Raw genomic sequence first — 13,267 nt, forward strand, 5'->3', positions numbered from 1 at the left:
TCGCGGGCAAGCCCGCTCCCACAGTGTTTTGCATCGTTGGCCGAAACGGCTCGACTTAGAGGCCGTAGCTCATCAGACGATCGTAACGACGCTTGAGCAGCGCTTCGTTGTCGAACTTCTTCAGCATCGCCAGTTGCGAGCTCAGCTCGGCGCGAATCGATGCTGCGGCAGCGGCCGGATCACGGTGAGCGCCGCCCAGAGGCTCGCCGATCACCTTGTCGACGATGCCCAGGCCTTTCAGACGCTCGGCGGTGATGCCCATCGCTTCAGCAGCATCCGGCGCTTTCTCTGCGGTTTTCCACAGAATCGACGCGCAACCTTCCGGCGAGATCACCGCGTAGGTCGAGTACTGCAACATGTTCAACTGATCGCACACGCCGATCGCCAGTGCACCGCCGGAACCACCTTCACCAATCACGGTGGCGATGATCGGGGTTTTCAGGCGAGCCATGACGCGCAGGTTCCAGGCGATCGCTTCGCTCTGGTTGCGCTCTTCGGCGTCGATGCCAGGGTAGGCGCCCGGGGTGTCGATGAAGGTCAGGATCGGCATCTTGAAACGTTCGGCCATTTCCATCAGGCGGCAAGCCTTGCGGTAGCCTTCCGGACGCGGCATGCCGAAGTTGCGACGTACCTTTTCACGCACTTCACGGCCCTTCTGGTGACCGATCACCATCACTGGCTGGTCTTCCAGACGTGCCACGCCGCCCACAATGGCCGCGTCGTCGGAGAAGTGACGGTCACCGTGCAGTTCGTCGAACTCGGTGAAGATGTGCTCGATGTAGTCCAGGGTGTAAGGACGTTTCGGGTGACGCGCCAGACGAGCGATCTGCCAGCTGGTCAGCTTGCCGAAAATGTCTTCGGTCAGCGTCTTGCTCTTGTCCTGCAGGCGGGAGATCTCATCGCCGATATTCAGCGAATTGTCATTACCGACCAAGCGCAACTCTTCGATCTTGGCTTGCAGGTCGGCGATCGGCTGTTCGAAATCTAGAAAATTCGGGTTCATAGGCGTCCGTCTTGGGTCGTGTCCCAAATGAGCTTGGGCCGGCCGGTTGTCTATTCGCGCCCTACCTTAAGGGAGAGGCGCGCTGAGGTCGAGATTAAAAATTCAGGTTGTGGGCAGGCGCTTTGATAGCACCTGCCGGTCAACGGTATTGGAGGAAGACGTTGTCTCGCCCGAACTGGTCACGCAGGGCTTGAATCAAGGCATCCGCCGGGTCGATCCGCCAGGTCTCGCCAAACTGCAGCAAGGTCTTCGCATCGGGACTGGTGTACTCCATGGTGATCGGGCACGCCCCGCGATGACGCTTGAGCAAATCACCCAACCAGCGTAGCTGATCGCCTTTCAGGTCCTGGGTTTGCAACTTCAGGCGCAGACTCTCGGCCAGGTTGGTGCGCGCATCTTCCATGCTCATCACCCGCTTGACCCGCAGCCGCAGGCCGCCGGAGAAGTCATCGTTGCTGACCTCGCCTTCGACCACCACCATCGCATCGGTCTGAAGCAGCGATTGCGCGGAGTGGAACGCATCGGCGAACAGCGACGCCTCGATCCGTCCGGAGCGATCATCGAGGGTGATGAACCCCATCTTGTCGCCCTTTTTGTTCTTCATCACCCGCAGGGCAATAATCATCCCCGCCACGGTCTGGGTATCCCGGGCCGGTTTCAGGTCGATGATGCGCTGACGGGCGAAACGGCGGATCTCACCTTCGTACTCGTCAATCGGGTGACCGGTCAGGTACAGGCCCAGGGTGTCTTTTTCACCCTTGAGGCGCTCCTTGAGCGTCAGCTCCTTCGCCTTGCGGTGGATCGCGTATACGTCCGCGTCTTCCTCGACGAACAGCCCGCCAAACAGGTCGGCGTGGCCGCTGTCACGGGTCCGCGCGGTCTGCTCGGCCGACTTGATCGCCTCTTCCATCGCCGCCAGCAGCACGGCGCGGTTGCGGTCAATGTTGGCCTGATACGCCTTCTGCTCGTCGTGGAAGTACGGGCCGAGGCGATCCAGCGCGCCGCTGCGGATCAGACCGTCCAGCGTGCGCTTGTTGATGCGCTTGAGGTCGACCCGGGCGCAGAAGTCGAACAAATCCTTGAACGGACCGGCCTGACGGGCTTCGGTGATCGCTTCCACCGGGCCTTCGCCGACCCCTTTGATCGCGCCCAGGCCGTAAACGATGCGGCCTTCGTCGTTCACCGTAAACTTGAACTCAGAGGTGTTCACGTCCGGCGCGTCGAGGCGCAGCTTCATCGTGCGCACTTCCTCGATCAAGGTCACGACCTTGTCGGTGTTGTGCATGTCCGCCGACAGTACCGCGGCCATGAACGGCGCCGGGTAGTGAGCCTTCAGCCAGGCAGTCTGGTACGACACCAGGCCGTAGGCGGCGGAGTGGGATTTGTTGAAGCCGTAACCGGCGAATTTTTCCACCAGGTCGAAAATGTTACCGGCCAGATCCGCGTCGATATTGTTCGACGCACAACCCTCAATGAAACCGCCGCGCTGCTTGGCCATTTCCTCGGGCTTCTTCTTACCCATCGCCCGACGCAGCATGTCCGCGCCACCGAGGGTATAACCGGCCATGACCTGGGCGATCTGCATCACCTGTTCCTGATACAGGATGATGCCGTAGGTCGGCGCCAATACCGGCTGCAAACCTTCGTATTGGTAATCCGGGTGCGGATAAGCAAGTTCTGCGCGACCGTGCTTACGGTTGATGAAGTCATCCACCATGCCGGACTGCAGCGGGCCCGGACGGAACAGGGCCACCAGTGCGATCAAGTCTTCGAGGCAGTCGGGCTTTAGCTTTTTGATCAGCTCTTTCATGCCGCGGGATTCAAGCTGGAACACCGCCGTGGTTTCAGCTTTTTGCAGCAGCTGATAGGTCGGCTTGTCATCCAGCGGGATGAACGCGATGTCCAGCGGCGGCTCGTTGACCTTGGCGCGGTCGCGGTTGATGGTTTTCAGCGCCCAGTCGATGATCGTCAGGGTCCGCAGGCCGAGGAAGTCGAACTTCACCAGACCGGCCGCCTCGACGTCGTCCTTGTCGAACTGGGTCACCAGACCGTCGCCGGCCTCGTCGCAATAGATCGGCGAGAAGTCGGTCAGCTTGGTCGGCGCGATCACCACACCACCGGCGTGTTTACCGACGTTACGCACCACGCCTTCGAGCTTGCGCGCCATCTCCCAGATTTCCGCCGCTTCCTCATCGACCTTGATGAAGTCGCGCAGGATTTCTTCCTGCTCGTAGGCTTTTTCAAGGGTCATGCCGACTTCGAACGGAATCATCTTCGACAGGCGATCCGCCAGGCCGAACGACTTGCCCTGGGCCCGCGCCACGTCCCGCACCACAGCCTTCGCCGCCATGGAACCGAAGGTGATGATCTGGCTCACCGCGTTGCGGCCGTACTTTTCGGCCACGTAGTCGATCACCCGGTCGCGACCGTCCATGCAGAAGTCGACGTCGAAGTCGGGCATCGATACCCGTTCCGGGTTGAGGAAACGTTCGAACAGCAGGTCATATTCCAGCGGGTCGAGGTCGGTGATCTTCTGTACATAGGCCACCAGCGATCCGGCACCCGACCCCCGGCCTGGGCCCACCGGAACACCGTTGTTCTTGGCCCACTGGATAAAGTCCATCACGATCAGGAAGTAACCGGGGAACCCCATCTGGATGATGATATCCAGCTCGAAATTCAGCCGGTCGACGTAGACCTGACGCTTGGCCTCGTAGTCCTCGGTGGTGTCCTTGGGCAGCAGCACGCTGAGGCGCTCTTCCAGACCATCGAACGAGACCTTGCGGAAATATTCGTCAATGGTCATGCCATCGGGAATTGGATAGTCGGGCAGGAAGTGCTTGCCCAGCTTCACGTCGATGTTGCAGCGCTTGGCGATCTCGACGGTGTTCTCGATCGCATCGGGCAGGTCGCTGAACAGCTCGGCCATTTCCTCGGCGCTTTTCAGGTACTGCTGGTCGCTGTAGTTCTTGGATCGCCGTGGGTCGTCGAGGGCCCGGCCCTCACCGATGCAGACACGGGTTTCGTGGGCGGCGAAGTCTTCCTGCTTGATGAAGCGTACGTCGTTCGTAGCTACCAACGGCGCGCCGAGCTTGTCGGCAAGGGCCACGGCACCGTGCAACTGTTCTTCGTCGTTCGGACGGTTGGTACGCTGAATTTCCAGATAGAAACGATCCGGGAACACCGCCATCCATTCGCGGGCCAGCGCCTCGGCTTCGGCGGGGTTGCCGCCGATCATGGCCATACCGATCTCGCCTTCTTTCGCGGCGGACAGCATGATCAGGCCTTCGTTGGCCTCGGCGACCCACTCGCGCTCGATGATGACCATGCCGTTACGCTGACCGTCGATGAAGCCACGGGAAATCAGCTCGGTCAGGTTGCGATAGCCCTGGGCATTCATGACCAGCAGGCTGATCCGGCTCAGCGGCCCGTCCGGGTCCTTGTTCGACAGCCACAGGTCGGCGCCGCAGATCGGCTTGATCCCGGCACCCATGGCGTTTTTATAGAATTTGACCAGCGAACACATGTTGTTCTGGTCGGTCACCGCAACGGCCGGCATGCCCATGCCGGTCAGGGCCTTGACCAGCGGTTTGATCCGCACCAGCCCGTCGACCAGGGAGTATTCAGTGTGCAGGCGTAGATGAACGAATGAAGCCGGCATAGTGATCCTGTCCAGTTACATAGAGACAACAAGGCCCGGATTGTACCGGGCCCCGAACAAAACATCAGCCTCGCCGCTAAACCTGCGCGAGACCTTCCAGTGCTTCATAAGCCTGCCGAACCGGGGCAAAAGAACGCCGGTGAATCGGCGTCGGTCCGAGGCGCGCCAATGCTTCCAGATGAACGGGCGTCGGGTAGCCTTTGTGGCCGCCGATGCCGTAACCCGGGTAGATCAACTCAAACGCTGCCATCTCGCGGTCACGGCTGACCTTGGCCAGAATCGACGCTGCTGCAATTGCCGGTACCTTGCCGTCGCCCTGCACCACCGCTTCGGAACGCATCGGCAGTTTCGGGCAGCGGTTGCCGTCGATCATTGCCAGTTTCGGCTGGATATGCAGGCCAGCGACCGCGCGCTGCATCGCCAGCATGGTGGCGTGAAGGATGTTCAGTTCGTCGATTTCTTCGACTTCGGCGCGGGCGATGCACCAGCTCAGCGCCTTCTCGCAGATTTCGTCGTAGAGCTTTTCGCGCTTGGCTTCGGTAAGTTTCTTCGAATCGTTGAGGCCGAGAATCGGACGGTTCGGATCGAGGATCACCGCTGCCGTAACGACCGCGCCGCACAACGGGCCGCGACCGACTTCATCGACGCCGGCGACCAGCTCTTCGACTTCGGCGACCAAGGTGAAATCCAGGCCCATCTGCATGCTTGTCTTGCTCATCGTGTTTGCCCGATCAGGTTCAGAACGGCGTCAGCCGCCTGATTGGAAGCGTCCAGGCGCAGGGTGCGGTGGATCTCGTCGAAGCCGCGGGTCTGCTCTTCGCCACCGTCGATCAACGGCGACAGGGTCTGGGCAAGCGCCTCGACCGTGGCATCATCCTGCAACAATTCCGGGACCAGCAATCGCTGGGCCAACAGGTTCGGCAGGGACACGTACGGGCTCTTGACCATGCGTTTGAGAATCCAGAACGTCAGCGGAGCAAGACGGTAGGCCACGACCATCGGGCGCTTGTACAACAGCGCTTCAAGGGTTGCCGTACCCGACGCGATCAGGACCGCATTGCACGCCGCCAGCGCCAGATGGGATTTGCCATCGAGCAGGGTCACCGGCAGGTCGCGGCCGGCCAGCAGCTCTTCGAGCTGGGCACGACGCTCGGGGTTGGCGCACGGTATGACGAAACGCACGCCTGGGCGCATGGCCCGCACGCGCTGGGCAGTATCGAGGAACAGCGCCCCCAGACGACTGACTTCACCGCCCCGGCTGCCGGGCATCAAAGCCACCAGCGGACCATCCGGCAGACCGAGTTCGGCGCGCGCAGCAGAGCGATCAGCCTCCAGCGGAATGGTGTCGGCCAGCGTATGGCCGACGAACCGCACCGGTACGCCCTTCTCTTCGTAGAATCTGGCTTCGAACGGCAGCAGCGTAAGCATCAGGTCGCAGCCTTCGCGGATCTTCAGGACCCGCTTCTGCCGCCACGCCCACACCGACGGGCTGACGTAATGCACGGTCTTGATTCCGGCCTGACGTAGCTTGAGTTCGATATTGAGGTTGAAGTCCGGCGCGTCGATACCGATGAATACGTCTGGCTTCTCGGCAATCAGGGTAGCAATCAGGTCCTTGCGGCGCTTGAGCAGCTCACGCAACCGCCCCAGGACCTCCACCAGCCCCATGACCGACAGACGCTCCATCGGAAAATAGGAAGTCAGGCCTTCGGCCTGCATCAGCGGACCGCCGACACCGATGAACTCCACCGCGGGATGCTGTGCCTTGAGCGCACGCATGAGACCGGCGCCCAGAATGTCACCGGAAGCCTCCCCCGCCACCAGCGCAATACGAAGATTGGCCATGATCAGCGGGTGATGCCGCGAGACGACGACTGAATGGAGTCACGGAACACCGCGACTTCCGGGAACTGGGCGGACGGTTCGGCGAGTTCGGCCAGCGCCTGCTCGACGGTCAGTCCTTGGCGATACACCGTTTTGTATGCACGGCGCAGGGCGTGAATGGCGTCTTCGCTGAAACCGCGACGGCGCATGCCCTCGAAGTTCATGCTGCGCGCTTCGGCCGGGTTGCCAAATACAGTGACGAACGCCGGAACGTCCTTGCCGATGGCCGTGCCCATGCCGGAAAAGCTGTGGGCGCCAATGTGGCAATACTGATGCACCAGGGTGAAACCGGACAGGATCGCCCAGTCATCAACGTGCACATGGCCGGCCAACGCGGTGTTGTTGACCAGGATGCAGTGGTTGCCGATGACGCTGTCATGTCCGATGTGGGCATAGGCCATGATCAGGTTGTGATCACCCAAGGTCGTTTCGGAACGATCCTGCACGGTGCCACGGTGAATCGTCACGCCTTCACGGATGACATTATGGTCACCGATCACCAGGCGCGTTTCTTCGCCCTTGTATTTCAGGTCCGGCGTGTCTTCGCCTACAGAGGAAAACTGGTAGATGCGATTGTGCCTGCCGATACGGGTCGGACCTTTGAGGATCACGTGTGGCCCGATGACCGTTCCCTCGCCGATTTCCACACCTGCACCGATGATCGACCACGGGCCGACCTCGACGCCATCAGCCAGGACGGCCGACGGATCGATGATTGCGCGAGGGTCAATCAAACTCATAGCTTGCGTTCCGCACAAATGATTTCAGCCGAGCAGACCGGTTTGCCATCGACCGAAGCCTGGCATTCGAACTTCCAGATCTGACGCTTGCAGCTGATGAACTTGGCTTCAAGGATCAACTGATCACCCGGCAGCACCGGCTGGCGGAAGCGCAGCTTGTCGGAACCGACGAAGTAGTAAAGGGTGCCGTCGGCCGGTTTCACGTCAAGCATCTTGAAACCGAGGATCCCGGCAGCCTGAGCCATGGCTTCGATGATCAGCACGCCCGGCATGATCGGGTGCGCAGGGAAGTGACCATTGAAGAACGGTTCATTGATGCTGACATTCTTGTAGGCGCGAATGCGCTTGCCTTCCGTATCCAGCTCCACTACCCGGTCCACCAGCAGGAACGGGTAACGGTGAGGCAGGTATTCGCGAATCTCGTTGATGTCCATCATTTCGGGGGGAAGCCTATGTAAAGATTGGGAGCGCGACTGACGCGCACTCCTCTAGCAAATCAAGGAGGCAGTCCAGAGGCTGTGCACACTTGATATGGAAATGGTATCAGCCTTCAGATGAAGCATTACCGTCGGGGGTCACTTCCCCGGACCGCTTTTCCAGCTGTTTCAAACGTCGCGCGATGTCATCGAGCTGACGAATACGGGCCGCGCTTTTGCGCCATTCGGCCGCAGGTTGCATAGCTGTACCGGAAGAATAGGCACCCGGCTCGGTAATCGAGTGGGTCACCATGGTCATCCCGGTCAGGAATACGTTGTCGCAAATATCGATGTGCCCTACCAGGCCAACACCGCCGGCGAGCATGCAGTGCTTGCCGATTTTGGTGCTGCCGGAAATCCCCACGCACGCCGCCATGGCGGTGTGGTCACCGACCTGCACGTTGTGGGCGATCTGAATCTGGTTGTCGAGCTTCACGCCATTGCCGATCACGGTATCGGCCAACGCACCGCGGTCGATGGCGGTATTCACGCCGATCTCCACATCGTCGCCGATGGTCACGCCACCGATCTGGGCGATCTTTTGCCAGATGCCCTTCTCGTTGGCAAAGCCGAAGCCTTCACCGCCGAGCACAGCACCGGACTGGATCACCACACGCTTGCCGATCCGCACATCGTGATACAGCGTGACCCGCGGGGCCAGCCAGCCGCCCTCGCCGATTTCGCTGCGGGCACCGACAACGCAATGCGCGCCGAGTGTCACGCCTGCACCGATTCGAGCCCCGGCTTCGATCACCACGAAGGGACCGACACTGGCACTCGGATCAACCACAGCATCCTCGGCAATCACCGCTGTTGGATGAACGCCGGCAGTTGCCTTGGGCTTTGGATCGAACAGATGGGAAATGCGCGCGTAAGCCAGGTAAGGATCCGGCACCACCAACGCATCACCGGCATAACCTTCCGCGTCGGCAGCCTTGAGCAACAGGGCTGCGGCTTGCGAGCCTGCCAGGTATTTACGGTATTGGGGGTTTGCCAGAAAGCTCAACTGAGCTGGGCCAGCCTCCTGCAAGGTGGCTAGCCCAGTGATTTGCTTCTCGGGGTCGCCACTCAGGGTGGCGCCGAGGAACTCGGCCAACTGGCCGAGCTTGATAGTCACGGTCATGGGTTACTTCAGCTGATTCATGCGCTCGATAACCTGGCGCGTGATGTCGTACTGAGGTTTGACATCGATCACTGCGCCACGCTCGAACACCAGGTCAAAACCACCTTTCTTGATGACTTCTTCCACTGCGCTATCCAGCTTCGGCTTCAGTTGCTTGAGCATTTCGCGGTCGGCAACGGCCTTGGCTTCGTTCAGTTCCTTGGACTGGAACTGGAAGTCACGAGCCTTTTGCTTGAACTCAAGCTCCAGACGCTCGCGCTCGCCTTGCTGCATCTTGTCGCCACCGGCCATCAGGCGATCCTGAATGCCCTTGGCGCTGCTTTCCAGGGTCTTGAGCTTGGTCAGTTGAGGGCCGAATTTCTTCTCGGCATCCACGGCGTACTTCTTGGCCGCGTCGGATTCCAGCAGCGCCATCTGATAGTTCAGAACGGCGATTTTCATGTCGGCAAATGCCGGGCCTGCCACCAGTACGGAGGCCAGGAGAACCAATTGAGTCAACTTACGCACGATGCACTCCTACAAAATCCATTGTCGTTATCTTGGGTCAAACGCTTAGAACGTCTGACCGAGGGAGAATTGGAACACTTGAGTTTCAGCGTCATCCGGTTTCTTGATCGGCATCGCCAGTGCAAAACTCAGCGGACCCAGTGCGGTGACCCAGGTCACGCCGACACCGACGGAGCTGGCCATGTTGCTAAGACTGATGTCGTTGCATTGGGTATTCGACTTCGTACCGTTGGCGTTCGTAGTATCGGAACACTTGGAGTCGAACACGTTACCGACATCCCAGAATACCGAAGTACGCAGCGAACGCTGATCCTTGACGAACGGGAGCGGGAACAGAACCTCGACACCGCCCTGGATCAGGACGTTACCACCGAACGGCAGCGGATCCTGGTCCGGGTCTCTCGCCGTGCCCGGGTTACTCCCCGTACTTGGCGTGCTTCGCGGGCCAAGGGTGCTGTCCTTGAAGCCACGCACCGAGTTGAAACCACCAGCATAGTAGTTTTCATAGAACGGCAAGCCGTCGGTCGAACCGTAACCGTCGCCATAGCCCAGTTCAGTGTGCAGGCGCAGAGTGTAGTTATCGGTGATCGGCTGGAACAGCTGACCACGGTAATCGAGCTTGAAGAACGACAGATCGCTGCCTGGAACGGTAGTTTCCAGCGTCAGGCTCTGGGAGCGACCACGGGTCGGCAGTACACCCTTGTTCAAGGTGGACTCGGACCAGCCGGCCGAGGCCTTGAAGTTCAGGTACTTGTCGCCTTCCCTGTTAACGAAGTCGAAAATCTCGTCAACGGTGTAGGTACCGGTCTTGATCTCGTCCTGTTGAACGGACAGACCAAAGGTCAGACGCGAAGTCTCGCTGATCGGGTAGCCCACGTTCACGCCGGCGCCCAGGCTGTCTACCGCATAGCTCGCCACATCGACGTCGAGATCTTTGTAGTCGGTGGTACGGTAGAACGCGTTGTAACCCAGGCTCACGCCATCGGCGGTCCAGTAGGGGTCAACGTAGCCGAAGTTGTAGCGGCTCTGGTATTCGCTGCGGGTCAGGCCGACGCTGACGCGGTTACCGGTACCGAGGAAGTTGTTCTGGGTGATCGAACCACCGAGGATCAGACCGGCGCTCTGGGCGAAACCGACGCTGGCGGTGATCGAACCGGAAGCCTGCTCTTCAACGCTGTAGTTCACGTCAACCTGGTCGTCGACACCTGGCACGGCCGGGGTTTCGACGTTGACTTCTTTAAAGAAGCCCAGACGCTCCAGACGGGTCTTGGACTGGTCGATCAGGTAGGTCGAAGCCCAGCCACCTTCCATTTGACGCATTTCACGACGCAGCACTTCGTCCTCGGACTTGGTGTTGCCACGGAAATTGATGCGATTGACGTAGGCACGCTTGCCTGGATCGACAGCAAACAGGATATCGACGGTGTGATCTTCGTCGTGCGGTTGCGGTACGCCGTTGACGTTGGCGAAGGTGTAACCCTCGTTACCCAGACGACGGGTGATCAGTTCGGAGGTGGTGGTCATCAGCTTGCGCGAGAACACCTGGCCTTTCTGCACCAGCAACAGCGACTTGACCTGGTCTTCAGGAACCTTCAGGTCACCGCTGAGTTTGACGTCACGAACGGTGTACTTCTCGCCTTCGTTGACGTTGACGGTGATGTAGACGTGCTTCTTGTCCGGGGTGATGGACACCTGGGTCGAAGCGATATCCATGTTGATATAGCCGCGGTCCAGGTAGTAGGAACGCAGACGCTCCAGGTCACCGGACAGTTTTTCACGGGCGTACTTGTCATCGTTCTTGAAGAACGACAGCCAGTTGGTGGTTTTCAGTTCGAACAGGTCGGTCAGGTCTTCTTCGGGGAAAACCGTGTTGCCCACCACGTTGATGTGCTGAATGGCAGCAACGGTGCCTTCATTGATCTTCACTTTCAGGCCGACACGGTTGCGCGGCTGCGAGACCACTTCGGTATCGACGGTAGCCGAGTAACGACCTTGTGCAACGTATTGACGTTGCAGCTCGTTACGCACGCCTTCGAGGGTCGCGCGCTGGAAGATCTCGCCTTCGGCCAGACCGGATTGCTTGAGGCCTTTCATCAGGTCTTCGGTGGAGATCGCCTTGTTGCCTTCAATCTCGATGCTGGCGACCGAGGGACGTTCGACGACGGTGATCACCAGAACGTTGCCTTCGCGGCCCAGCTGGATATCTTGAAAGAAACCGGTTTTGAACAACGCACGAGTGGATTCCACCAGGCGACGATCATCCGCCTGCTCGCCGACGTTCAACGGCAAGGCACCAAAGACGCTACCCGCGGAGACCCGCTGGAGGCCATTGACGCGAATATCAGAGATAGTGAAGGACTCGGCGTGAACTTCGGCGATCATCAATACGGTGAGAACCGCAGTTAGCAGCAGACGTTTCATGAAGTCCTTTCTTATTCCAACTGGCAATAAACAAACTGCCGCAAAATGCGGCAGATTCGCAATTCAGCGAAGCGTTACAGTCGACCCAGATCGTTGACCAGAGCAAGCAACATCACCCCGACCACCAAACTGATACCGATCTGTATCCCCCAACCTTGCACCCGATCCGACAAGGGACGACCACGCGCCCACTCGATCAGATAAAACAACAAATGCCCCCCATCCAGTACAGGAATGGGCAGCAAATTCAGAACCCCCAGGCTAATACTCAGATAAGCAAGGAAATTCAGGAAATCAGCGACGCCCGACTGGGCAGAAGCGCCCGCCACTTTAGCAATGGTTATCGGTCCACTCAAGTTTTTTACCGAGAGCTCGCCGAAGAGCATTTTCTTCAGTGAATCCAGCGTCAGGACGCTCATGGTCCAGGTACGACGGGCACCCTCGCCAATTGCTGCCAAAGGCCCGTAGCTGACCTCGCGGATCATCTCCGGCGGCCAGTCGACAGCCTTCACGCCCGCCCCCAGGTAACCGCTTGGTGACTTCTTCTCGCCCCGCGCGGCCAGTGTGACAGGGACGTCGATTGGAACACCGTCGCGCTCGACGCGCAGCACGATTTTGGTATCAGGACGCGTACGAACGGTGTCGACCACCTGCTGCCAGTCATCCAGCGCCTTGCCATCGAGCGTCAGCAGACGATCGCCGGTTTTCAGCCCGGCTGCCTGGGCCGGACCTTTCGGGTCGAGTTCGGCCAGCACTGGCGGCAATGCCGGACGCCAAGGGCGAATGCCGAGAGAGCGAATCGGATCCGGCTCGTCAGCCCCCTTGAGCCATTTATCGAGTGCCAGTTCACGAGGCGTATCAGCCGTAGAGCCCTGCTCGCGCACCAGCACCTGCAAGGAACCGCTTTCCCCGAGACGTCGCACCAGTTGCAGGTTGACTGCCGCCCAGCCCGAGGTCGGCTCACCGTCGATCGCGACGATTTCCTGACCGGCGCTCAGTCCGGCCGTTGCAGCGATGCTGCCGGACTCCACCGAACCGATGACCGGGCGAATCTGCTCGCTGCCGAGCATGGCCAGCACCCAGAAGAACACCAGCGCAAGCAGAAAGTTGGCCACAGGACCGGCGGCGACGATCGCGATGCGTTGACGAACGGACTTGCGATTGAATGATTGATGAAGCTGATCGGCCGGTACTTCGCCCTCGCGCTCGTCGAGCATCTTGACGTAGCCACCCAGCGGAATGGCCGCGACCACGAACTCCGTGCCCTGCTTATCGTGCCAGCGCAGCAGCGGCATGCCGAAGCCCACGGAGAAACGCAGAACCTTCACGCCACAGCGACGCGCGACCCAGAAATGGCCGAATTCGTGAAAGGTGACCAGCACACCCAAAGCGATCAGGGTGCCGGCAATCATATAGAGCGCGCTCATCTACTTTCTCCGCAATCCTGTCCAG

At 59.8% G+C, this 13,267-nt stretch carries 10 protein-coding genes; all 10 read right to left on the reverse strand.

The annotated features are described in order from the left end of the window. Window positions 1-55: 55 nt before the first annotated feature. Window positions 56-1,003, reverse strand: coding sequence for an acetyl-CoA carboxylase carboxyltransferase subunit alpha (locus AC07XZ_RS13130; protein ID WP_085748116.1), 948 nt, complete (start codon window positions 1,001-1,003; stop codon window positions 56-58). 139 nt (window positions 1,004-1,142) lie between these two features. Further along, window positions 1,143-4,664 (reverse strand): DNA polymerase III subunit alpha, encoded by a 3,522-nt coding sequence (dnaE, locus tag AC07XZ_RS13135; protein ID WP_102686557.1) that lies wholly within the window; start codon window positions 4,662-4,664, stop codon window positions 1,143-1,145. A gap of 76 nt (window positions 4,665-4,740) precedes the next feature. Beyond that, window positions 4,741-5,367: a ribonuclease HII gene (gene rnhB, locus AC07XZ_RS13140; RefSeq protein WP_102717198.1), complete on the reverse strand. Its 627-nt coding sequence runs from the start codon at window positions 5,365-5,367 to the stop codon at window positions 4,741-4,743. Window positions 5,368-5,378: 11 nt separating this feature from the next. Further along, the gene (gene lpxB, locus AC07XZ_RS13145) at window positions 5,379-6,509 is read right to left on the reverse strand and encodes a lipid-A-disaccharide synthase (RefSeq protein ID WP_085748113.1); all 1,131 of its coding nucleotides are present in this window, start codon (window positions 6,507-6,509) and stop codon (window positions 5,379-5,381) included. Window positions 6,510-6,511: 2 nt separating this feature from the next. Then, window positions 6,512-7,288: an acyl-ACP--UDP-N-acetylglucosamine O-acyltransferase gene (gene lpxA, locus AC07XZ_RS13150; protein WP_085748112.1), complete on the reverse strand. Its 777-nt coding sequence runs from the start codon at window positions 7,286-7,288 to the stop codon at window positions 6,512-6,514. Beyond that, window positions 7,285-7,725 carry a 3-hydroxyacyl-ACP dehydratase FabZ gene (gene fabZ / locus AC07XZ_RS13155; RefSeq protein WP_003222142.1) on the reverse strand — a complete coding sequence of 147 codons (441 nt, stop codon included), beginning with the start codon at window positions 7,723-7,725 and terminating at the stop codon, window positions 7,285-7,287. Before fabZ ends, lpxA begins: the two co-directional genes overlap by 4 nt. Before the next feature lie 106 nt (window positions 7,726-7,831). Further along, window positions 7,832-8,887 carry a UDP-3-O-(3-hydroxymyristoyl)glucosamine N-acyltransferase gene (lpxD, locus tag AC07XZ_RS13160; protein ID WP_085748111.1) on the reverse strand — a complete coding sequence of 352 codons (1,056 nt, stop codon included), beginning with the start codon at window positions 8,885-8,887 and terminating at the stop codon, window positions 7,832-7,834. Window positions 8,888-8,890: 3 nt separating this feature from the next. Beyond that, on the reverse strand, window positions 8,891-9,394 hold the full coding sequence (locus tag AC07XZ_RS13165) for an OmpH/Skp family outer membrane protein (protein WP_003222140.1): 504 nt from the start codon (window positions 9,392-9,394) through the stop codon (window positions 8,891-8,893). Between the two features lie 45 nt (window positions 9,395-9,439). Continuing rightward, the gene (gene bamA, locus AC07XZ_RS13170; RefSeq protein ID WP_085748110.1) at window positions 9,440-11,815 is read right to left on the reverse strand and encodes an outer membrane protein assembly factor BamA; all 2,376 of its coding nucleotides are present in this window, start codon (window positions 11,813-11,815) and stop codon (window positions 9,440-9,442) included. A 74-nt stretch (window positions 11,816-11,889) separates the two neighbouring features. Continuing rightward, window positions 11,890-13,242, reverse strand: a complete 1,353-nt coding sequence (gene rseP, locus AC07XZ_RS13175; RefSeq protein ID WP_085748109.1) for a sigma E protease regulator RseP — start codon at window positions 13,240-13,242, stop codon at window positions 11,890-11,892. Window positions 13,243-13,267 lie beyond the last annotated feature (25 nt).

Source organism: Pseudomonas sp. GW458-11-26-14-LB4, from assembly GCF_059423925.1.

What these genes read in the sequence shown, in the direction of transcription:
- AC07XZ_RS13130 (WP_085748116.1), bottom strand. Translation starts at nt 1,003, where the DNA reads ATGAACCCGAATTTTCTAGATTTCGAACAGCCGATCGCCGACCTGCAA.
- dnaE (WP_102686557.1), bottom strand. Translation starts at nt 4,664, where the DNA reads ATGCCGGCTTCATTCGTTCATCTACGCCTGCACACTGAATACTCCCTG.
- rnhB (WP_102717198.1), bottom strand. Translation starts at nt 5,367, where the DNA reads ATGCAGATGGGCCTGGATTTCACCTTGGTCGCCGAAGTCGAAGAGCTG.
- lpxB (WP_085748113.1), bottom strand. Translation starts at nt 6,509, where the DNA reads ATGGCCAATCTTCGTATTGCGCTGGTGGCGGGGGAGGCTTCCGGTGAC.
- lpxA (WP_085748112.1), bottom strand. Translation starts at nt 7,288, where the DNA reads ATGAGTTTGATTGACCCTCGCGCAATCATCGATCCGTCGGCCGTCCTG.
- fabZ (WP_003222142.1), bottom strand. Translation starts at nt 7,725, where the DNA reads ATGATGGACATCAACGAGATTCGCGAATACCTGCCTCACCGTTACCCG.
- lpxD (WP_085748111.1), bottom strand. Translation starts at nt 8,887, where the DNA reads ATGACCGTGACTATCAAGCTCGGCCAGTTGGCCGAGTTCCTCGGCGCC.
- bamA (WP_085748110.1), bottom strand. Translation starts at nt 11,815, where the DNA reads ATGAAACGTCTGCTGCTAACTGCGGTTCTCACCGTATTGATGATCGCC.
- rseP (WP_085748109.1), bottom strand. Translation starts at nt 13,242, where the DNA reads ATGAGCGCGCTCTATATGATTGCCGGCACCCTGATCGCTTTGGGTGTG.